22 protein-coding genes are annotated in these 19,976 nt (G+C 68.0%); 14 read left to right on the top strand and 8 right to left on the bottom strand.

Features of this window, described 5'->3' with window-relative positions; genetic code table 11:
• Positions 1-96: 96 nt before the first annotated feature.
• The 8 genes from AOA12_RS21545 to AOA12_RS21510 all read right to left on the bottom strand — a co-directional run bounded on the left by AOA12_RS21545 (position 97) and on the right by AOA12_RS21510 (position 8,713).
• Positions 97-678: a hypothetical protein gene (locus AOA12_RS21545; protein ID WP_156366700.1), complete on the bottom strand. Its 582-nt coding sequence runs from the start codon at positions 676-678 to the stop codon at positions 97-99.
• A 98-nt stretch (positions 679-776) separates the two neighbouring features.
• Entirely contained in the window at positions 777-2,141 is a 1,365-nt protein-coding gene (locus AOA12_RS21540; protein ID WP_156366699.1) for a M23 family metallopeptidase, read from the bottom strand.
• Entirely contained in the window at positions 2,141-4,117 is a 1,977-nt protein-coding gene (locus AOA12_RS21535) for a hypothetical protein (protein WP_054687411.1), read from the bottom strand. Before AOA12_RS21535 ends, AOA12_RS21540 begins: the two co-directional genes overlap by 1 nt.
• On the bottom strand, positions 4,114-6,633 hold the full coding sequence (locus AOA12_RS21530) for an ATP-binding protein (RefSeq protein WP_054687410.1): 2,520 nt from the start codon (positions 6,631-6,633) through the stop codon (positions 4,114-4,116). The genes AOA12_RS21535 and AOA12_RS21530 overlap by 4 nt, the downstream gene beginning before the upstream one ends.
• Before the next feature lie 11 nt (positions 6,634-6,644).
• The gene (locus tag AOA12_RS21525; RefSeq protein WP_156366698.1) at positions 6,645-7,133 is read right to left on the bottom strand and encodes a hypothetical protein; all 489 of its coding nucleotides are present in this window, start codon (positions 7,131-7,133) and stop codon (positions 6,645-6,647) included.
• 69 nt (positions 7,134-7,202) lie between these two features.
• A complete protein-coding gene (locus AOA12_RS21520) occupies positions 7,203-7,475 on the bottom strand; it encodes a hypothetical protein (protein ID WP_054687406.1) in 273 nt (90 codons plus the stop codon).
• A gap of 30 nt (positions 7,476-7,505) precedes the next feature.
• On the bottom strand, positions 7,506-8,483 hold the full coding sequence (locus AOA12_RS21515; RefSeq protein ID WP_054687404.1) for a conjugal transfer protein: 978 nt from the start codon (positions 8,481-8,483) through the stop codon (positions 7,506-7,508).
• On the bottom strand, positions 8,483-8,713 hold the full coding sequence (locus AOA12_RS21510) for a hypothetical protein (RefSeq protein ID WP_054687402.1): 231 nt from the start codon (positions 8,711-8,713) through the stop codon (positions 8,483-8,485). The genes AOA12_RS21515 and AOA12_RS21510 overlap by 1 nt, the downstream gene beginning before the upstream one ends.
• A gap of 295 nt (positions 8,714-9,008) precedes the next feature.
• Here AOA12_RS21510 and AOA12_RS21505 point away from each other — a divergent pair, with 295 nt between their 5' ends.
• The 14 genes from AOA12_RS21505 (at position 9,009) to AOA12_RS23975 (ending at position 19,950) form a co-directional block, all read left to right on the top strand.
• Positions 9,009-9,779 (top strand): hypothetical protein, encoded by a 771-nt coding sequence (locus AOA12_RS21505; RefSeq protein WP_054687399.1) that lies wholly within the window; start codon positions 9,009-9,011, stop codon positions 9,777-9,779.
• A gap of 743 nt (positions 9,780-10,522) precedes the next feature.
• On the top strand, positions 10,523-11,185 hold the full coding sequence (locus AOA12_RS21500) for a ParA family protein (protein WP_054687398.1): 663 nt from the start codon (positions 10,523-10,525) through the stop codon (positions 11,183-11,185).
• Entirely contained in the window at positions 11,185-11,820 is a 636-nt protein-coding gene (locus AOA12_RS21495; protein ID WP_054687396.1) for a hypothetical protein, read from the top strand. Before AOA12_RS21500 ends, AOA12_RS21495 begins: the two co-directional genes overlap by 1 nt.
• A 3-nt stretch (positions 11,821-11,823) precedes the next feature.
• Positions 11,824-12,507 (top strand): SAF domain-containing protein, encoded by a 684-nt coding sequence (locus AOA12_RS21490; RefSeq protein WP_054687393.1) that lies wholly within the window; start codon positions 11,824-11,826, stop codon positions 12,505-12,507.
• A gap of 6 nt (positions 12,508-12,513) precedes the next feature.
• Positions 12,514-13,308 (top strand): hypothetical protein, encoded by a 795-nt coding sequence (locus AOA12_RS21485; protein ID WP_054687391.1) that lies wholly within the window; start codon positions 12,514-12,516, stop codon positions 13,306-13,308.
• A 2-nt stretch (positions 13,309-13,310) separates the two neighbouring features.
• A complete protein-coding gene (locus AOA12_RS21480; RefSeq protein ID WP_082406563.1) occupies positions 13,311-14,924 on the top strand; it encodes a CpaF family protein in 1,614 nt (537 codons plus the stop codon).
• A complete protein-coding gene (locus AOA12_RS21475) occupies positions 14,921-15,787 on the top strand; it encodes a type II secretion system F family protein (protein ID WP_054687386.1) in 867 nt (288 codons plus the stop codon). The genes AOA12_RS21480 and AOA12_RS21475 overlap by 4 nt, the downstream gene beginning before the upstream one ends.
• Complete coding sequence (locus AOA12_RS21470; RefSeq protein ID WP_054687384.1) at positions 15,784-16,665, top strand: type II secretion system F family protein; 882 nt, start codon at positions 15,784-15,786, stop codon at positions 16,663-16,665. Before AOA12_RS21475 ends, AOA12_RS21470 begins: the two co-directional genes overlap by 4 nt.
• A gap of 131 nt (positions 16,666-16,796) precedes the next feature.
• Complete coding sequence (locus tag AOA12_RS21465) at positions 16,797-17,000, top strand: hypothetical protein (RefSeq protein WP_054687382.1); 204 nt, start codon at positions 16,797-16,799, stop codon at positions 16,998-17,000.
• A gap of 10 nt (positions 17,001-17,010) precedes the next feature.
• Positions 17,011-17,421, top strand: a complete 411-nt coding sequence (locus AOA12_RS21460; protein WP_054687380.1) for a TadE/TadG family type IV pilus assembly protein — start codon at positions 17,011-17,013, stop codon at positions 17,419-17,421.
• Complete coding sequence (locus AOA12_RS21455) at positions 17,418-17,864, top strand: TadE/TadG family type IV pilus assembly protein (protein ID WP_054687379.1); 447 nt, start codon at positions 17,418-17,420, stop codon at positions 17,862-17,864. The genes AOA12_RS21460 and AOA12_RS21455 overlap by 4 nt, the downstream gene beginning before the upstream one ends.
• A gap of 3 nt (positions 17,865-17,867) precedes the next feature.
• Entirely contained in the window at positions 17,868-18,290 is a 423-nt protein-coding gene (locus tag AOA12_RS21450) for a pilus assembly protein TadG-related protein (RefSeq protein WP_054687377.1), read from the top strand.
• An 8-nt stretch (positions 18,291-18,298) separates the two neighbouring features.
• The gene (locus AOA12_RS21445; protein WP_054687373.1) at positions 18,299-18,907 is read left to right on the top strand and encodes a hypothetical protein; all 609 of its coding nucleotides are present in this window, start codon (positions 18,299-18,301) and stop codon (positions 18,905-18,907) included.
• A gap of 20 nt (positions 18,908-18,927) precedes the next feature.
• A complete protein-coding gene (locus AOA12_RS23975) occupies positions 18,928-19,950 on the top strand; it encodes a hypothetical protein (RefSeq protein ID WP_231637274.1) in 1,023 nt (340 codons plus the stop codon).
• The last annotated feature ends 26 nt before the right edge of the window (positions 19,951-19,976 follow it).

Raw genomic sequence — 19,976 nt, 5'->3', positions numbered from 1 at the left:
GCATCAGCTGCACTCTCTCGGCGGCGACCCGGGCCGCACATCCCCGCCATACGCTCGCGCGGACCTGGCTGCAGCCATCGACAGCCGGGTGACGCCTCAGCCCTGAGCGGAGCTCTCGCCGCGACGGTTCTCCCACTCGCGCCGCATCCACTCCCCCTGCCGCACTGCGGCGGCCCGGTTGACGCCACGCGCAGAGTCCGGTGCCAGCGGGAACGGGGCGTCGTGGTTGTGCCGCTGCTCGAGGGTCGCGGCCGAGTCGACGAACAGCGTCTCGACTACCGATGACAGTGCCGGCGTGCGGGCGTCGCGCAGCGCCCACCAGGTGGCCTTGAGTCGCGCATGCAGGTCAGCAGGGAGGTAGTACGCCACGAGCCTGTGCCCCTCCGACGCGGTACCCCGCGGCCCCTGCGCACCCCGGGGTGCTGGCGGGAACGGCTGGCCGTCGTTGTGCTCGAGCTCAGCCCTCGTGACGTACTCGAGGAAGATCCCCTCCACGAGCGCCGAGAGCGTCGGCGCTCCGTCCGGGCAGTCGCGGGTAGCCCACCAGGCGGCCTTGAGTCGCGCATGCAGCGCTGCCGGGAGGTAGTACGAAACAGATCGGTATCCGGTTGCTGTAGTGCGCGCAGCGGGACCGGATACTGCCTGATCGTCGACGTGGGGAGCGTCTCGATCGGTCACACATCACCGTCTGGAAATGGTCGGGCAGAGCCCGCGGGTGTTCGGGTAGTCGGTAGCCTACCCGCCGGTTATCCAGACGTCAGGGCCTCAGCCGCCTGCTACTGGCACGACCCGACCGGGCAGAGGTCTACGCCCCAGAGTTCGAAGAAGTCCTCCGGGTTGACGAAGTTCTGGTGCTCGGGAAGCGTCGCCGGCCGCGGCAGGCGGGTGTCGTTCTGGGAGAGGATCAGCTTCGCGACCTCGGGGTTGGTGTTGTTGGCGACGTTGATCCGCAGATCAAGGTGGCAGCCGCCGGAAGGGGGGACGTTGCCCACGACGCCGATCTGCTGGCCGGCTTCGACGATGTCGCCGACGTCGACCAGGCGCTGCGACTTGTACATGTGCAGGTAGGAGACCACGTACCCGTCTGCGTGCTCGATCGACAGCCACAGGGCGCTCGAGAGGACGACCTTGCCGGGCAGGATCGCGTAGACAGGGTCGCCGCAGGGGTTGGGCCACCGCTGCAGGTCGATGGCGGCGTGCCAGGTGGAGGCGCCGGGGACGCCGGCGCTGCGGGGTCCGTAACCGCTGGTCATGTTGTAGTCGGAGCGCAGGGGCAGCTGGATCTCGCCGTCGATGCTGCCGCTGCAGCCTCCGCCGATGACGCCCTCGCCAAGGGTGGTGATCAGCTGCTCGGCCGCGGGCTCCCACTTGTCGTAGGCGTCGGGGAAGGCGCTGACCTGCACCCGCTGAGCCGCAACGCCTGGCGCCATGTTCTCCCAGCCGCTGATGTCGAGCAGGCCGCGCGGGGAGCCCCCGTTGGGGCCGGTGGGGCCACCGAAGAACGCCTTGATGGAGTGGTCGAGATTCATGAGCTCCGCGACGGTCCCCCACCCCGACACGCGCTGCTGGAACGGGTTGACGCTGTCGTGGTCGCTGCCGACCGCATCGTGGGGGTAGTTGAGGGACTCGGGGACGGAGGAGTTCGCGTACATCCGCAGCACGGACTCCTGCAACGCCGTCATCAGAGCGATCTTGAGACCCTTGTCGGAGACGCCGAGGTCACGCCCGACCGTGATGATGCGGGTGGCGATCGCGATCTGCTTCTCGTTCAGCGTGATCTTGCCGCCGCGGCCATTGGGGATCTCCATCGACTGGGGCGCGGCCGCGGCCGCTGGCGCCGCCTCACCCGACGAGCTCCCCCAGCCCGTCGACGAGGCGGGCGGCTTCGAGCTCGACGACGCCGGCGGGGTCGGCCGCGTCGACGTCGCCTCACCCCACGACGCCGAGGAGGCCGTCGACGCAGGGACGCACCCGGCGCCATCCGATCCCACAGCGCCGGCGGATGAAGCGATGACGCCCATGAACACCGCGAGGAGCCCGCCGACGACCATGGCGAAGATCAGGCCGACGACGCAGAGGATCGCGACGATCCGCTTCCACGGCGACCGGGCCTCGTCCTCGTCCACTGTCAGATCCGTCATCAGCGCGTGAGCTCCCGGGGACGGTAGGCCTCAAGCTGGCGGCGCCGCTCGAGCGAACGGGCGGAGGGCCGCTGGGCCGGGCGGGGTGGGAGCGAGGAGATGTCCTGCACCCCGGTTGCGGACTTGCGGTGCGCGGTGGCCACCCCTTGCGCGTCGACCTCGATGCGGCTGGCGCGGGTTTCGGCGACCTTCACGACCTTGAGCTCGCCGGCGTCGACGACCTGGGGCGCCACCCGGCGTGCGGCGGCGTTGGTGACGGCCGACGTTGCCTTGTTCGCGGTCTTCTGGGCGACGCTCTTGCCGACGACCACGGCGCCGGCTGCGGCCGCGCCTGCGACTCCGCCGCTGGCGGCACCCTTCGCGACGGTGGCGGCTCCCTTCGCGACGGAGGTCGCCGTGGATGCTGCGCCGAGGGCCTTACGAGCCGCACCGGGACCGACCGAGGGCCCGCGAGTACCAGAGGGGCCTCTGCCGCCTCCTGCGCCTCCCTGGGAGCCGGGGCCGGGGTCGCGGACCTGCGTGAGCGTCACAGGCTCGGGCTCGGGGGCAGCGGGCTTCTCCGGCAGTGCCGCGGCGCTCGGTTTTGCCGGACGTCGCTTGATCAGGTCCTTCGCGGTGTTGGCCATGCTGGCGATCGCGCTCATCTTGAGCAGGGCGTTGGAGTCCTTCGGGCCGGGCTTCATGCCCAGGCCGAGCTTGTTCAGGTGGCCCGCGACGCCGCGGCCGGCGCGCAGGGTGGCCCGACGTGCACGCCACACCAGGACGATGACGATGATCAGGAAAATGATCAGGAGAACCATCCGCAGCTGGTGCGGGAGGAAGCCGGTCTGCCCCATGATCCAGGTCGTCATCTTGAGGTACAGCGCCATCACGACGGTCATCACCGCGAGGCTGATCGCTCCCATGTAGGTGTCGGAGATCGCCTTCCACAGCGGCTCGCGGTTGACCGGGAGGATGCACAGGTACACCAGCAGCATCGACTTGACCGCGGCGACCAGGAAGAACACCACCGACACCATCAGCAGCGCCGCGATCACCATCCCGAACACGAACATGACGGAGACCCCGCCGCCGGCGACCATGGCGTTGAGGATGTTCATGCCGCCGGGGTTGTCGTGCGCGAACCTCGCCGCCTCGGGCGCGCAGTCTCGCAGCGCCGACTGGGGCTCGCCGGACTGGATGAAGGTGTCGAAGATGCCCTGGCAGTTGTCGGGCAGCACCTGGGCGTAGGAGATCACCTGGTACGGGATGCGCACGAAGATGTCCATCAGCGTCGCGTTGACCGCGGTCGCAAGCGTCCCGTCGCTGCTCTGCGCGTCTGGATCGACGACGATCGAGTTGGCCAGCTGGCTGCCGAACTCCTGCGCGTTATCCAGAACACCGCCGCTGGCGGTGAGTGTGGCGACCGGGTTGGCGAGCACCCCCACGGCCAGCACGGCCAGGACGGCGGAGACGAGCATTTCCCAGAGCCCGCCGGACACGCGCCCGACGTAGAGGGCGATTCCTCCCACAAGGGCGCTGATCACCAGCGCGAACGGAATCCAGTTGACCGTGCCCAGCTGCTCCTGCACCCACACCGCGAGGGTGTTGAACGGGGTGGCCAGCCACGCGACCCACTCGAAGCTGAGGAGGAAGTCGAACAGCCAGAGGATCACGCCGGTCGCGAAGTACTGCATCGACCACAGCAGCTGCACGATGAAGTTGACGACGACCGTGCCCGGCGTCCACACGTCGCCGGCGTTGATGTCGATGACCCCGTACTTGGAGAACGGGTTGCCGTGGCTGTCGATGTAGTCGACGCCGTCCGGGAGGAAGCTCACCGCGTGCGCGGTCTGGCCCTGGATGAAGGTGAAGTACCCGATGAGCGCGACGGTGGCGATGGTTCTCGCCCACCGAGGGTGCTGGTGCGCCCAGACCCGGGCGCGCCAGGCCCACCCGCTCATCGAGCGGAAGGCGTCGACGTAGAACGTGATCATGAGATCTCCACGGGGGCGGAGGGAGTGGACAGCACCGCCTGGCGACGGTCGGGGCGAGCAGGCAGCGTCTTGCGGAACTTGCCGTAGCGGCCGCGGATGTCGCGCATGATTCCCTCACCGCGGCGCTCGATCGGCACCTTCCGGTCGGGGCCGATGGGGCTCAGGTTGGTCATGACCTCGCGGACGAGCTCGGGGGAGACGGGCAGGCCCAGCCAGTCGACGGCGCGCTTGGCGAGCGTCTCGTCGCGCTGGCGCATGACGAACCGGATGGGGATCAGGCCTCGGGTGACCTCGTCGCCGAAGTCGTGGGGGTCGTGGGAGCCGACTGCGGCCGCGGCGGCGTGCTTGCGGCCGTCTCGGAAGAACGTCTGCAGTTCGGCCTGGCCGTCACGGGAGGCGCTGATGTGGTGGGTCTCGTCGAAGATCGCCAGCGCGAAGCGGTGGCGGTCCATGAAGCAGACCTCGCGGGTCAGCTGGGCGAGCATCGCGTACATGGCTCGGCCGACGATCTTCTCGATGGGCATCTGCTTGAACAGGTGCTCGTTCTCGACCTCGGCGCGGTCGGGCAGGCTCAGCCCGTGAGTGGTGAACACGACGGCGTCGACGGACTTGAGATCCAGCGGCGGCAGGGACTCGTCGAAGAGAACCGCGCCGAAGTCTTTGGTGGCCACGACGCGGATCAGGCCGAGCAGTTCCGCCGCCACCGTGTTCTGCTGCCCCAGCTGGCGCAGGTGCTCGATGAGCGCGCCGAGGCTGGTGATCTGGTGCGTCTCCATGTACTCCGCCTCGAGCAGCCCTGACAGCTGCACGCCGCGGGTGTCCATGGTCTGGATGCCGAGCATCAGCGAGAACAGCGACTGCACCATGCGGGCGCCCTTGCGCGGGCCGAGCACCCGCAGCGGGTCCAGCGACCACTGCGGCTCGAGCATGTCAATGACGCGGGTGGAGGTTCCGGGCAGCGACTCGGCAAACGTGGCGTACTCACGGGCCACGGTGCGGTCCAGCGCCACAATCAGCCCGCCGCGATCGAGCACGTCGCCGGCGACGCTCTTGAGCAGGACGCTCTTGCCAGCGCCGAGCTCGGCGACGACTCCGAAGCTGCCGGAGGAGTCCGCCTGGATGTTGCCGAACAGGTCGACCAGGATCGGGGTGTGCCGGCCGGTGGTGATGTTGTCGCCGAGACGGATGCCGCGGTCATCGCCGAGGGCGCTGCTGACGACGGGCAGCCCGGACGCGAACTCGCGGCCGGTGGTGATCTGGGACAGGTCGCGCACGATGCGGGAGGTCGGCACACCCGGCTGCATCGCCCACCAGAGCTCTTCCTGGCCGCCGAGGGGCGCTTCCAGGAGGAAGTCGGAGGCCTTGTAGTCGGCAGCGATGTAGCGGGCGCGAGCCTGCGCTGTGGCGGGGTCGGGGCCGCCGACCGCGTAGATCACGGTCGCTTGGACCTCGACCTCTTTGTCGCTGGCGTTGAGAGAGGCGTGGTACGCCGAGAGGGTCTCAGCGACCTGCGCGAGATCTGATCCGCTGCCGGTGATGGCGAGGGTGCCCGACTGCTGGTCGACCTGATCCAGCAGCTGCTCCTCGGCGCGCTTGTTGCGGCGCTTGACTGCGTCGGCGCTGGTGACGGTCAGCCGGATCGCCCAGTCGACGTCGAGCTCGTACTGCTCGACGCGGGAGATCCACTCGACGCCGGGCATCAGCCATCCGCCCTTCGGGCCGCCCACGACGGCCTGCATGATCTGGTAGCTGGGGGCGTCGGCGTGCGGGCTCTGCACCTTGAGGTAGCGGCGGTTGAACGGCAGGAACCGCTTGAGCTCGGCCGGGGAGAGGTCGGACTGGCCGCCTTCGTCGATCCACGGGTTCGGCATCGCGGTAGGCAGCTGAGTCGCGGGGACTTCCGCGATGCCGACGTCGCCGGTCTCGGGGACGGAGCCGTCGATGTCCAGGCCGCGGTGCTGGGAGTGCAGCGCCATCCAGACGTATTCCGCGACGGTGGCAGGGCGGGCGTAGAAGTCGGCGGGGATGCGGTTCTCGATCTCCTGCGCGGCGGCCATCGCCGCGGCGATCTCGGATTCGGCGGGTGCGGTGCGAGGAAGTGCAAGCTGCTCGCGGAACTGCTCGAGGCCGGCACGCCAGGTCGCCTGCGAGCGGGTGCGCCAGTTGCCGGCGGACAGAGGGATGGAGAGCCAGTAGGCGCGCTCCCCCAGTGCGATCTCCTCGAGGGAGTCGAGGGTGAGTGCGCATTCCTCGGCCCACTCGGGGTGCTGGCGGATGTCGACGCCGGCGAGCATCTTGTCGACGATGTCGACGGGATCGCTCGTCGCGCACAGCCCGATCAGCAGCGCCTCTCCACGGAGGGACTGGAAGAGCGCCTGGTGCTGACCGAGCACCAGCTGACGGAGCTCGTCGGTGCCATACCCGTGCGGGAGGCCCTGCAGGCGCCAGGTGGCCCAGATGGTGCCGGTGCGGGTCCACATCAGGTGTCCGGCGAAAGAGGCTGCGGGAATGCGCATGAGACGTGCTCCTAGTTGGTGTTCTTGGCCTGCTGCAGCAGACGCTCGACGGCGCTGACCGCGGCGCGCGGCTCGGCTGCGGGGTTGGCGACAGGGCGCTGAGGGCGGCGCTCGGGAAGAGTCGAGGGCTGCGCGGGCGCTGCGTCCTCGAGCTCGGCGTCCGGGGTGTCCGTCACGGGGGGCGGCATCCGGGTCGACCCGATCGCCTGGTGCGGACGCGCAAGGCGAATCGGGCGGGCCTGATACCTCCCCCCGTGCGGCTTGAACATCGCCGCGACCGCGCCGACGAAGGCGAGGACGAGGTTGCGGCGCGTCATCGGGATGAGCCCGACGAGCCAGGTCACGCCCCAGGCGACACCGACCGTGATAGCCAGATCGAGGAGAGTCGCTCCCGTGCTCCACAGGGTCCGCGTCATCAGCAGCCCCATGAGGGCCACGCCACCGAAGCCGACCTGGGTGAGCGTGTACGGCCCACCCGGGATGCGAGACCCATCGGTCATCCGACCGATCATCTTCGGGAATCGGCGCGACCGCGTGTAGAAGCGGGCGATCTCCTCGTTAGCCATGGGTCAGGCAGCCAGGCTGTAGTCGACGATCTCGGTGATCGCCGGGGCGGCGTTGGTCTCGTTGTTGATGGTCTGCGAGAACCAGCCGAGGCCGTTCAGCGTGACCGCCCAAACCACGAACCCGGCGACCAACGTGGTGACGAGGATCTTGCCCCAGGCCAGTCGACTGATGATCGCCACGGCGATGATCAGTGCGATCGAGGCCAGGAGCGCGAACGCCTGGAAGACGCCGGTCCACGTCGAGAAGAGGTTGTTGAGGTATTCGGAGAGTGCCATTGCAGTGCTGTCCTTTCGGTGCGTCCCGGGCTATCGAGACGGGTTGGGTGTGGGGTCGGCGCCGGGCTCGACGCTTTCCAGTGGGGCGAGATCGACAGATGTCGTCTCCCAGCGCCCGTCGCGCGCAGTGAGCGTGAGGGCGTAGGTCGTGGTCAGCCGCTGGTCGCTGGCGCTCGAGACCTCAGCTGTCGCGAGGACGTGCACCACCGATCCCGTGCTGGGGGTGTCACTGGGCTCGACGTCGCTCTTGACGTCGGTGACCGTGATGGTCATGTACGGAGCCGGGGTGATCGCGGAGATCTCCGAGCCGGGCGAGACGTAACGGCTGATCTCGCCGGAGCCAGCCAGATATGCGGAGAGGAACGCTTCGACCGTCTGCCGGGCGCTCGAGGTCTGCAGCACCGTCTGTCCATACGCCAGACGCACGGCGTCGTCTTCCTTCGCCGGCGCAGCGATCGGAGCGGGCAGGCCCACCACCGACAGGCCTGCGTCCGTGACGCGGACGGTGACTGCGAAGTAGCGGCGCGGCCAGACGGTGGCGCCGCTCTCGCTCTCCATGTCGAACTCCTCGACGTTGGCGGCGACGACCACGCTCACCAGATCCGACTCATCCGTCTTCTCCACCGACACCACGGCGAGGTCGCGGTACTTCCATTCGGTGGCCGACAGCTGCCCGACCGCGGCCGGGTTGATGTACGTGGCGAGGGTGCCTTCGTTCTCGCGCGTTGCTCCCAGCCATGCCGCGACGAACGCTGCACCGTACTCCCCTGCCGACTGCTCCTTGGCGGTCAGCGGTGCGTCGACGGCGACCTGCGCGACTGCTTGAGGCTGCCGACCGTTGATGGTCGCGTTGACCAGCGCGAGCGGGCCACACGCGACCGCGACAATCAGCGCACCGGTGACGGCCTTCTGACCGAACCCGCGTCCGGCCGTCCACTCGCTGCCCTTCGCCGGTGACGTCTTCGACCCCTTCGCGGGCTTCGGTTCCTTCGGCTTGCGCAGAGCCATCACACACCCCCGCTCAGCTGAATCCCGGCCACCCGCATCGCCGCCGGCGCGGCTGCGCGCAGTTCCGCGAGGGCCGCTTCGACACCCCCGTAGGTGCCCGTGTCGAACGGTCGATCCAGGGTTCGAGCTACCGCATCCTCGAATCCCTGAGTCGCACGGATGGCGCGCGCGGCGTCGGGCTTGAAGCTGTCCCAGGTCGGGTCGCTGAGGTTGTCATCCGCCACGGCCACGTTCCCTTCTCGTCGTCGTCTTCACTCCCCCGCACCGGGGGCTCTACGTCATATAGGCCCCCCTTCCGCCGCTTCGCGGACACCGGACGACGAGATTTCTTGCAGGAATATTGCGCCCTTGTGGCCCTTCGCTTTTCGTGCCTGTGATCTGGCTTTTTCTAGGTCTGATCCAGGCGCACGCGTGCCAGTACGCGCGTGCGTGCGCCGATCGCGCGCGCCCTTATCCAGACGTTGACCCTGGGGTGCTGAGGAACGTGGCCGCCGTCAACCGACGTAGCGACGAAGGGCCATTTCCATGCACGTCTACAACGCAGCCACCACCCTCGAGCGGGCACTACTGAATGAGTGGAACAGCACGCTCGCGACCTTGCGCCACGACTACGGCGCCCTCGGGGAGCTCACCGGCGACGAGGCGATCGAGCTCATCCGCCGCCCCCAGCTGGCCGAGGACCGCGACCAGATCCTCAGCCAGCTGCTCGAGCTCGAGCACGGCGGAGACGTCGTCGCCGGCAAGGTGATCCTCAAGTCCTTCCTGCCCCTGGCGTTCCGCCTGGCACGCACCTGCAGCAGCGTCCGCGCCATCTGGCGCAACTCCCCCACCGACGCCACCGCGACGACGATCGGCGCACTGTGGGAGGTCATTCGCACCTACCCGCTGCACCGCACGAGCTCGGTCGCCGGCAACATCCGACTCGAGTGCATCAAGCTCCTCGAGCGAGGCTTCGGCGCCTCCCCCGACATCGAGCTCGCCGTCGACGACGAGACCCTGGAGCACCTCGTGAACGCGGACGCCGACACCGAGACCGACGACCCGCTGCGCGACCTCGTCACTCTGTTCACCTGGGCCATCGACAACGGCACCCTCACGGCCGACGAGGTCCGCCTGCTCGCCCGGATCGAGCTCACCGAGGGCAACCCGGGCGAGGAGCGCCAGCAGGCAGCCGACGAGCTCGGCATCAGCCGCGACACTCTCAACCGCCGTGTGCACCGCATCCGCACCAAGCTCATGACCGCTGTGTGCGGTGACGTGCAGGAGCGGGTGTCCTACGCCCCCCGCCGCAGCTGACACACCCCCGCGCCGACGAAGCCCCTGGATGGCCCCCAGGGGCTTTGTCACGTCCGGCGATGCCCTCACACCCGGGCGTAGGGCCGTTCGGCGCTCAGAATGACCCTGACGGCCCGTGAGGGCATGATCGTCACCGGCCTCCCCCGCCGAACCGGCCCGCTGGCCGATCAACCCCGCCCTCCGGGCTACACCACCGCCTGACCGTTGCTCCATCGAGACCACACCTGGCCGCAACATCGCCGCACGGCGGTAGCCTCATCGGTGCAACACCCTCCGCTGATCGTTCGCTCCACCGGCGCAATACGACGCGGAGGTCTGGCGGATGATCCCCGCATGCACCGCGCTCTACCGTGGCAAGAACCTCGGGCTGATGCTCGCAATATCCGTCGCAATACATGCGCCATATATTGCGCAGTTATAGCGCGTCTGTTGCGCTTGTCTTCCGGGATGCATCCGCCTACGTGGTTACAACCGAGCGGCATACATCCGGCTTACCTCCTGTGAGCATGCGCTAGTAGGCAACAGATATGCCGGGTGTTTATCGCTTTAGTTGCTACGTTATGCCGGGTGTACGCCCGCACTATTGCGGCTTTATTGCGGGGACCATCCGCTGATATGTCGGCGGTCGATCGCTAGACTGCCGCTATGGATCTGCACATGTGCTTACAGTCGAGCGTGGCAATTGCGCCACGTCATCGCAGCCACACCGCCACATCGGCGCTTATGAGGAACGGGAGGGACGGATGAAGGTCATCGCGGTCGCCGGTCAGAAGGGCGGGGTCGGTAAGACGACCAACGTCATGAACCTGGCAGCATGCCTGACGCGCGGAAACCGCGTCCTCGTAGTCGACGTCGACCCGCAGGAGTCGACGACCTGGTGGGCAGAGAACGCAGGGGACGAGTTGCCCTTCGACTTCACCGCAGACGTCGACCCGGGCAACCTCTCGCTGATCCGCAACGCCGACGACTACGACTACGTGCTGATTGACACCCCCGGCAGCCTTGACAACACCGCCGTCCTGTCCGCCGTTCTCGACGTGGCGGACTTCGTCATCCTCCCGCTGAACCCTGAGCCCCTCGTCGTCCCAGCGCTGCGGCGCACTGTCGCCCAGCACATCGCACCGCGAGGCCTTGACTACCGGGTGCTGCTCAACAGGATCGACCGACGAGTGTTCGGGCAACTCGAGGACTGGCAGGAACTCGTGGATGACGGCCTCAAGATGCCCCGGTTCGAGGGGTACATCCGGGCAAGCAAAAGCATCGCGGACGGGCCACTAGACGGGAAGGTCGTCACCCAGTACAGCGACACCCGCGCCACGCAGAACGCGATCTTCGACTTCACCACCGTCGCCCGCGAACTACAGACCGCACTAGAGGCCACGCCCGCCATGAAGGGAGCGAACTGATGGCACGCAAGAGCCTGGGATCACTGGTCGCCAAGGACGTCGACACGCCCGCACCGACCGCGGGGGAGCAGGCGGCGCCTGCTCCGGTTGTCCCACCGACCCCACCGACGCAGACTGAGCCCGCACCGACTGCGGAGTCCGAGGCGATCGAGAAGGCGACGACGCCTCCCGCCGAAGAGGAGCCCAGCACGCCGGCCCGCAAGACGCGCGGTGCCCGCCGCACCGCCGCGGCCGCGGACGGCGACAGCGACCGTGAGACGGCCTCCAAGGGCGTTCCGGTGCACTTGACCGAGGAGCTCAACGAGCGACTGCAGGCGTACATGGCCACCACCCGGTGGAGCCATCACAACGTGCTCCTCGACGCGATCGAGACGACGTATGAGCGCCTGCCTGAACTCATCGCCGAAGCAACCGCCGCCGCCAGCCGCAAAGCCGAGCGCACGGTCCTGTTCGCCCGCCCCAACCCCACCGCGCCCAAGGCGTCGGGGGAGGCCCGGGTCAAGCACACCGTGAAGATGAGCGACACCAACCGGAACATCCTCGACCGCGTCACCGCCGAGGTCGGAGCCCCTAGCCGCAACTTCCTCATCACCGTGGCCTACGAGGCCTATCTGCCCACCATCGAGAAGAGCTAACCCATGACCACAACCGCCCCTGAGAAGACCAGCAAGCGTGCCCGGAACACCGAGAAGGCCCCGACCCGACCCGCCGCGGTCGGGCAGCCGACGAAGTCACGTCGCCGCGTGTGGATGATCGCCCTCGGCATCACCATCGTCCTCATCGGCGCGTTGGCCACCTGGTACGTGACCACCACCACGTCGCGCACCGTCTCGGTGCTGACTGTCAGTGACACCGTCCAGCGCGGCGAGGCGATCACTCAAAACGACCTCACGACGATCTCGATCGCGGGCGGGCAGAACGTCGACGCGATCCCCGCGTCGGAGGCATCCGACGTCGTCGGGCAGGTCGCGGCCGTCGACCTGCCCGCTGGCTCACTGCTGACCACCAGCAACACCCTCGACACGCTGCCAGTCCCGGACGGCTCCTCGATCGTCGGCATCGCCGTGAACGCGAGCCAGCTGCCCTCCTACCGTCTCGCCGCCGGCGACGCCGTCCGCCTGGTCGACACCCCGGTCGCGCAGGGAGAGCCGCCGACATCGGACCCGCAGACCTTCGACGCCACCGTGTTCACCACCACCTACGACGAGGCCAACCAGACCTGGATCGTCGACGTCGTGGTCCCCGAACGTGAAGCCGCGTCGATCGCAGCGCGCGCCGCTACGCAGCGTGTGTCCATCGTCCTCGACGGCGTGGGGGAGTAAGCCCCAATGTCGATCGTCTACCTCACCAGCACATCGGGCGCGCCGGGAGTGTCCACCCTGGCAACCGCCCTCACCCTCAACTGGCCACGGCCGACGCTCCTGCTCGAGGCCGACATCGCCAAGACCAGCCACATCCTCTCCGGCTACCTGCAAGGCCAGTACCAGCACGTACAGAGCCTCACCGAAGCGGCGATCGCCAACCTCCGCGGTGGCCTGGACGGCGAGATCCTCTTCGCGCAGACCATCAGCCTCGGCGAAGGCCGCTACGTCATCCCGGGGTTCAACGACCTCGGCGGAGCACGCGGAACGACCAGCGCGTTCTGGGCGAACCTGCTGCGCGCACTCGAGCAGCTGCCGCGCACCGCTAACGCCCCCGACCTGGACATCATCGTCGACGCCGGACGGTTCGCTCCCGGAGACCCCCGCAGCCCGCTGATCGCCGCAGCAGACGCGGTGCTCGTGGTCACCGGGAACACGCTCCCGGACATCCACGCCCTGTACGCGAGCTCGAGTGCCTTCGCGACCACGCTCGAGGCATCCGGCCACCGCGACTACCTCGGGCTCACAATCACCACCACCCCGCTGCGAGGCCAGGGATACAGCGCCAACGAGATCTCCACCAAGACCGGCCTGCCCTTCGTCGGCGCACTGCCCTGGGACCCCGCCACCGCCGCTCACTACTCCCACGGCGCTCCCGCCCCCGCCAGGCGCCTGCCATACACCAGGGCACTGGCAGAGATCATCACCGCCCTCGACGGTGATCTCGCCGGCCGCCGCTACACGCCGACAGCACAGGACTGACCATGGCTAAGTACGACACCCCAGACCCCGCAGACCTCTCCTCGCTGCCCCTGTTCAACCAGCCGCCGCGGCCTGCAGCGAATCCCGCAGCGAGCCACCTGTTGCGCGCGGCCGCTCGGGCCGAGCAGCAGGTGCCCGCGCAGGCGGCGGCGACCCCGACCATCGACCCGTTCGCGGTCGCTGACACCGCCGCATCCATCCCTCCGACGACCCGAGCGGTCGTGCCGCCGAGCCGCCGAAGCGCTGCGGCGATGTTCGAGGATCAGGGTCGCATCCCGTGGGACGCGGTATCGGAGTTCCGCGACGCTGTCTCAGTGATCCTCGCCGATGCCGGCCAGTCCGACCCCACCCTCACCGACGAAGCTCGCGAGACCATGGCCCGCCAGCACACGGCCGAGCTCATCCGCGCACGGGTGGACGATCTCACGCGGCACGGCCGAGAGCAGTGGAGCCCGACGCTGCAGGAAGACATCGCTCAAGCTGTCTTCGATGCGATGTTCCGCCTCGGCCGGCTGCAGCCGTTGGTCGACATCGAAGGCGTCGAGAACATCGACATCGTCGGCTATGACAACGTGTGGCTGACCTTCGCCGGCGGCAACCGGCAGAAGTACCCGCACCCGGTGTCGATCAGCGACGACGAGCTCGAGCGCGAGATCAACTTCATCGCCACCCGTCGCGGTGAGGGAGCGCGATCGTTCAACGCCTCCCGCCCGTCCCTGCACCTTGACCTTCCCGGCGGCGCGCGTCTGGCGGCTCTTGCCCGGCCGGTCGCCGAACGACCTTCGGTGACCATCCGTATCCACCGTCACGTCGACATCTCGCTCGCCGACCTGGTCGCGACCCACACCCTCACAGCCCTCGCGGCCAAGTTCCTAGAAGCCTCGGTGCTGGCAGGGCTCAGCCTCGTGACCAACGGCTTCCAGTCCAGCGGCAAGACAACGCTGCTGCGCGCGCTGGCCGACTGCATCCCCCCGGACGAGAAGCTCGCAACGATCGAAATGGAACGCGAGCTCTACCTCCACAAAAACCCCGCGAAGCACCCCCTCGTGATCGCCTTCGAGTACCGGCCCGGCGAGGGCGAGCCCGGAGCGTCGGGGGAGCGGGCAGGAGAGTTCCCCCTGATCCGCGGCCTCGAGGATTCGCTGCGACACACCACCGACAGACTGATCGTGGGGGAGGTTCGCGGATCGGAGATCAACGCGATGCTGCAGGCCATGCAGTCCGGCGTCGGCTCGATGAGCACCCTGCATTCGCAGAGCCCCGAGGACGCGATCGAGCGCATGGTCACCCTGATGATGAAGGACGGCTCCAACGCCACCCCTGCGTACTGCTACCGCCAGATCGCGCAGAACATCGACCTGATCATCCAGATGGCGAAGATCCGTGACCACGAAACCGGCAAGGCCCGGCGCGTAATCACATCGATCTGCGAAGTCCAGCCCGGCGAGGACAGCTACGGCGTCGCGCGTCCCACGATCAGCAAGATCTTCACGTTCGACAAGACGACGCAGACCCTCGAGCTCGGCCAGCTGCCCTCCCGCGAGCTGCTCGACAAGCTCGCCGAGGTCGGATTCCGCGAAAGCGAGCTCAGCCCCTACTCGCAGGCCACCGCATGAACAACGCCGGCATCCTGATCGCGATCCTGGTCGCCGCCGCAGGCGGCATCCTGCTCGTGCTCGGACTCGCCTACCAGCCACCTGAGCCGGGCAGCGCCAAGCCCGTGCGCGCCAAGCGCACCACCCCGCGGTTCAGCAGGCAGCAGCAGATGTGGGGACTGATCGGCCTCGCCGCCGGCGTGCTGCTGTTCATCTACTCCGGGTGGTTCATCCTGATCCCCATCGCTGCCGTGGCCGGCGCCACCCTGCCGCTGTTCCTGAGCAAGGGCGACGCGCCGCAGAAGATCGCTCGCCTCGAGGCACTCGAGACCTGGACGCGCAGCCTCTCCGGTCTCACCGTCGCCGGCGCCGGCCTCGAGCAGACACTGACCTCGTCGCTCGCCTCCGCCCCCGAGGCGATCAAGACGCAGGTCGGCTCGCTCGTCGCCCGGCTCAACGCCCGCTGGCCCACGCGGGAAGCACTCGAGGCGTTCGCCCGCGACTTCGACGACCCCACCGCAGACCTGATCGTGATGCACCTGCTGCTCAAAGAGCAGGCCCGCGGCGCCGGCCTCGCCGAAGCCCTCGACGACCTCGCGGAGATCATCTTCGAGGAAGTGAAGGTGCGCCGACAGATCGAGACTGACCGCGCCAAGCCGCGCACCCAGGTCCGCATCGTGGCGATCGCCACCCTGGTCGTGCTCGCCGCGCTGCCGTTCCTGGGCACCTACACCGCCGCCTACGCCACCCCGCTCGGCCAGGTGCTCCTGACCATCTGGGTCGTCCTGTTCGGCCTGCTCCTGGTGTGGATGCGCTCGATCAGCATCGGCAAGCCCGCACCCCGGCTGCTCGTGGCTCCCGAGACGAAGGAGGACGCGCTGTGAACCTGCTCGCTCTCATCCCGGGCCTGATCCTCGGCGCCGGCGTGGCGCTGATCATCAGCGCCCTCATCCCTCGGCAGCCGCACCTGGCCGCCACCCTCGATCGACTCACCGAGACCACTATCGCTCTGCCCGAGGCTGGCGATGACTCGCTGCAGCACCGCGTCGGTTCATGGGTCGCGCAGCACCTTCCCGAGCGCTCCTGGCTCAAGGTGCCGACCACCGACCTGCGGTTGATCCAGATGCCGCTGGACAAGTACTACTACGACAAGGTGCTCCTCGCTCTCGTCGGGCTGATAGCCCCGCTCGCGCTCGGGCTGTTCGCGCAGGCCCTCGGATTCATGCCGTTCTACATCCCCGGCCTTCTCGGCATCCCCCTCGCCGCGTGGCTGTGGTTCAGCGTCGACCAGGACATCCGCTCGAAGGCCAACGACGCCCGCGCCGAGTTCACCCGAGCCGTCGCCGTCTACCTCGAGCTCGTCGCCGCCGAGCGCAAGCGCGGTGCCACCGCTGCACGCGCCCTCGAAACGGCCGCCGACGTCGGACGGTCATGGGTGTTCGTCCGCATCCGCCAGGAGCTCACCCGAGCCCGGTACGCCGGTGTCGCCCCGTGGGACGCGCTGCGGTCCCTGTCCGACGAGATCGACGTGCCAGACCTCGCCGACGTCGCCAAGATCGTGCGACTTTCGGGCGAGGAAGGCGCATCGATATATGAGACACTCAGATCGAGGGGAAAGACCCTCCGGCACAAGCTCCTCGCAGAGGAGCACGAGAAAGCGAACAGCGCGAGCGAGCGGATGCAGATGCCTCTGGCAACCACTCTGTTCGTCTACGTCGGGATCATCATCACGCCGCTGATCCTGAACCTCCTCGCGACATAAGAGCCCTGTCCGCGAACCCCTGATCGGTCGGCCTATATGACGTAGGAGCCCCGCAAACGCAACACCCGTAGTTGACTCGAAATCCAAAACAGCAAGCCCCCGCAATACCAACACCGGAAAGTGAGAGCACCATGACCCAGATCACCGAACGCATCACCGTCGCTGTGGAGGCCGCCAAGGGCCGCTACCGCGAGCTCAGCGAGGCCCCCGAAGAGGGCCTCGAGACCGCAGAGAAGATCTTCCTGACGGTCGGCGCGGTCATCCTCGCCGCCGCCGCGATCGCCGCCATCACGACGTTCGTGACCGGTCAGATCGCACTGCTGCCCAGCAACTGAGCCCGTGGCTATGGCTTCGATCCGCGCTCGCCTCCTCCGTCCGCTCCGGCGGGCGGTGCGAGACGAGCGCGGATTCGAGACCGCCGAGACCGTGATCGTGCTGCCGGCGTTGCTCCTGCTGATCCTCGCGATCGTGCAGGGCGGCCTCTGGTACCACGGCACCAATCTCGTCCAGGCCGCAGCTGTCAACGCATACGAGGCAGCCCGCCTGTACGACGCCACCACGGCAGACGGCGTCGACGCCGGCATTGCCACCGCCGATCAGGCCGGCGGCATGCTCACCAGCGTCAACGTGAACGTCGACCGCAACGCCACCGAGGTCACCGCCACCGTCACCGCGATCACCCCCGGACTGATCCCCGGAGTGAACACCACCGTCACCAAGACCATCACCGGACCCGTCGAAAGGTGGGTGCCATGATCACCCGCCTCCGACAGCGACTCCTGGCCGACGAGCGCGGCTCCAACGCCGCCGAGATCGTCATCATCGCCCCCGTCATCGCGATGCTGATCCTCGTCCTGGTCGCCGGCGGCCGAACCGCCCTCGCCGACAACGCGACCCAGAGCGCCGCCTACGCCGCCGCACGAGCCGCCTCCCTCTCCCGGGACGCCAGCACCGCAGTCACCAACGCCGAGGACGCTGCACGCCGCGCGATGAGCCAGTCCGGCATCACCTGCACGACTCTCACCGTGAGCGTCGACGCCAGCGGCCTGAACACCGCGATCGGCACCACCGGCACCGTCTCCGCCGCCGTCAACTGCGACGTGAGCCTCGCCGACATCACCCTCCCGGGCATCCCCGGAAGCCGGACCATGAGCTCGTCGGCCGCCTCACCAGTCGACGCATACCGAGAGCGAGGCTGACCCGTGACCACCATCCGCCAGCTGCTCCGCAAGCTCCGCGACGAAGAACGCGGCTCCATCACCCCGTTCTTCGTGGTGTTCGTTCCCGCTCTCGTCCTCATCGTCGGGCTCGTCGTTGACGGCGCCGGGAAGATCCAAGCCAACGAGAACGCTCAAGCGATCGCCTCCGGCGCCAGCCGCGCCGCCGCCAACGCCGTCGCCGCGCAGGTCGTCTCCAACGGCGGCATCAGCCTCGACAACAACCGGGCACGCACCGCTGCGACCGACTACATCGAAGCCTCCGGCATGACCGGGACCGTAAACGTCGTCGGGAACCGGATCACCGTTAGCGTCGAAACGTCGTACAGCACGAAGTTCGTTTCCATCATCGGCATCGCCACCCTCCCCGCCGAGGCAACCGCCACCGCCGAGATCATCACCCAATAGGAGCCCCCATGAGCACCAAGCGCCTCGCCATCGCCGGCATCATCGCTGCCGCACTGACGCTGACCGCCTGCACGGGCACCGGCGCTCCTAACCCCACCGGCAGCGCGAGCGAGACCCCCACGCCGACATCCACCGCCGGCACCAAGGTCCCGCCTCCCGCAAGCGAGGATGAAGCAATCAGCGCGGCCGAGTCTGTGCTGACCGAGTACTTCACCACGCGCGGCGAAGTGAACGCCGCGGGTGGCACCGACCCCTCGCCGCTTGAAGCGCTCGCGACGGGAAAGGCACTTGACGTTGCCGTCAACGACGCCGCCTACGTTGCGGAGGGACCGGTTCTCAACGTCGACCAGGTCAACGTTGACGGCCCTGCGACGACCGAAGGAGCGATCAAGTACGAGACCGTCACCGCCTACGGACAGCCCTGGGAGGAAGTCGAGAACGGTCTCGTGACCATCAATGCATGCCAGGACGCGAGCGAGTACAAGGTCTTCGCGAGCGACGGGTCCGAAGCTCTGCGGCCCGACCCTCGGAGCACCTTCGACTACCAGGTGATCTACGACAGTGAGCGCGAGACCTGGTTGGTCTACGACCTGATCAGCTTGGGGGAGAGCTGCTGATCCGTGGCTCATCGAATCGCATGCTGAAACGACTCCTCGCCTCCATCGCCACCGCGGCCGTCCTGGTCGCGGGGTCAATCCTGGGTACGACCATCCCTGCCAGCGCCGCAAATGGCGTCTGGTGTGATCCGCAGACGACAGTCTGCTTCATCACGATCGCAGCGCCTTCCGACCCGGCACCGAACCCAGACAGCAACGGGTGGACCCCTGGTGCGCCGACTTGCTACTACGAAAACTCCCAGTCAGGTCTCCTGCAGCTGGGATGGAGCGAAGACGAGATCCGCGTATTCGACGGCGGCAGCTACCAGCGGTTCTACGCGATCATCGACTGTGGCGGTTCGACGTCGTACTGGTCGAACACCCGACAGTGCTACGTGTTCATGAAGGACGGCGTCTGGCCGACTCGCCCCCCGGGGTACTCCGACAAGGCCGGCTACTACGGCTGCATCATGTTCAACCCGACGCCCGGCGGTTCCCCTGGTGTCGGCCAGGAGACCAACTTCTGGTCTGAGACGGTCCCGCCCGGCCTGCAGGTTCTGCCTCCCGGCGTCGCGGCCGAGCGTCTGATCTCGACGTTCGCGCTGCGCGGCATCGACATCGGCATGGCGCCCGAGGTCAACCCCGCATGGGGCCACCGCCGCTCCTACGTAGGCATTCCCGTGTGGCTCTGGGTTGAGAACCCGCAGCCGCTGACCTGGGGTCCGTACACCGAGACCGCAACCCTCGGCGGGCAGACCATCACCGCCACCGCGCGCGTGACCTCCGTTCGATGGGACATGGGCGACGGCGGCTCGCAGGTCTGCGGCGGCACCGGCACCGCGTACACGACCGGCTACGGCGTCACCGACTCACCCACCTGCGGCTACCGCTACCGCACGACCTCGGAGTCTCAGGGCGGCGATCGCTACACCGTCACCGCGACGAGCCAGTGGGTTGTGGAGTGGACCTCACTCGCCGGTCCCACCGGCACGATCAACCTGACGACCTCGAGCTCTGTCCCGCTCGAGATCAACGAATTGCAGACCGTCAACGTCGGCGGGTGAAAGCCAGATGTCCGCGAACCGCCAGC

The sequence above is a fragment of the Microbacterium sp. No. 7 genome, from assembly GCF_001314225.1.
GTDB lineage: Bacteria > Actinomycetota > Actinomycetes > Actinomycetales > Microbacteriaceae > Microbacterium.
This window is presented reverse-complemented; position numbering and strand designations above follow the sequence as displayed.

Excerpts from the sequence above, each read along its gene's own strand:
- AOA12_RS21540 (WP_156366699.1), bottom strand. The coding sequence starts at position 2,141 with ATGACGGATCTGACAGTGGACGAGGACGAGGCCCGGTCGCCGTGGAAG.
- AOA12_RS21535 (WP_054687411.1), bottom strand. The coding sequence starts at position 4,117 with ATGATCACGTTCTACGTCGACGCCTTCCGCTCGATGAGCGGGTGGGCC.
- AOA12_RS21530 (WP_054687410.1), bottom strand. The coding sequence starts at position 6,633 with ATGCGCATTCCCGCAGCCTCTTTCGCCGGACACCTGATGTGGACCCGC.
- AOA12_RS21525 (WP_156366698.1), bottom strand. The coding sequence starts at position 7,133 with ATGACCGATGGGTCTCGCATCCCGGGTGGGCCGTACACGCTCACCCAG.
- AOA12_RS21520 (WP_054687406.1), bottom strand. The coding sequence starts at position 7,475 with ATGGCACTCTCCGAATACCTCAACAACCTCTTCTCGACGTGGACCGGC.
- AOA12_RS21515 (WP_054687404.1), bottom strand. The coding sequence starts at position 8,483 with ATGGCTCTGCGCAAGCCGAAGGAACCGAAGCCCGCGAAGGGGTCGAAG.
- AOA12_RS21505 (WP_054687399.1), top strand. The coding sequence starts at position 9,009 with ATGCACGTCTACAACGCAGCCACCACCCTCGAGCGGGCACTACTGAAT.
- AOA12_RS21500 (WP_054687398.1), top strand. The coding sequence starts at position 10,523 with ATGAAGGTCATCGCGGTCGCCGGTCAGAAGGGCGGGGTCGGTAAGACG.
- AOA12_RS21495 (WP_054687396.1), top strand. The coding sequence starts at position 11,185 with ATGGCACGCAAGAGCCTGGGATCACTGGTCGCCAAGGACGTCGACACG.
- AOA12_RS21490 (WP_054687393.1), top strand. The coding sequence starts at position 11,824 with ATGACCACAACCGCCCCTGAGAAGACCAGCAAGCGTGCCCGGAACACC.
- AOA12_RS21485 (WP_054687391.1), top strand. The coding sequence starts at position 12,514 with ATGTCGATCGTCTACCTCACCAGCACATCGGGCGCGCCGGGAGTGTCC.
- AOA12_RS21480 (WP_082406563.1), top strand. The coding sequence starts at position 13,311 with ATGGCTAAGTACGACACCCCAGACCCCGCAGACCTCTCCTCGCTGCCC.
- AOA12_RS21475 (WP_054687386.1), top strand. The coding sequence starts at position 14,921 with ATGAACAACGCCGGCATCCTGATCGCGATCCTGGTCGCCGCCGCAGGC.
- AOA12_RS21465 (WP_054687382.1), top strand. The coding sequence starts at position 16,797 with ATGACCCAGATCACCGAACGCATCACCGTCGCTGTGGAGGCCGCCAAG.
- AOA12_RS21460 (WP_054687380.1), top strand. The coding sequence starts at position 17,011 with ATGGCTTCGATCCGCGCTCGCCTCCTCCGTCCGCTCCGGCGGGCGGTG.
- AOA12_RS21455 (WP_054687379.1), top strand. The coding sequence starts at position 17,418 with ATGATCACCCGCCTCCGACAGCGACTCCTGGCCGACGAGCGCGGCTCC.
- AOA12_RS21445 (WP_054687373.1), top strand. The coding sequence starts at position 18,299 with ATGAGCACCAAGCGCCTCGCCATCGCCGGCATCATCGCTGCCGCACTG.
- AOA12_RS23975 (WP_231637274.1), top strand. The coding sequence starts at position 18,928 with ATGCTGAAACGACTCCTCGCCTCCATCGCCACCGCGGCCGTCCTGGTC.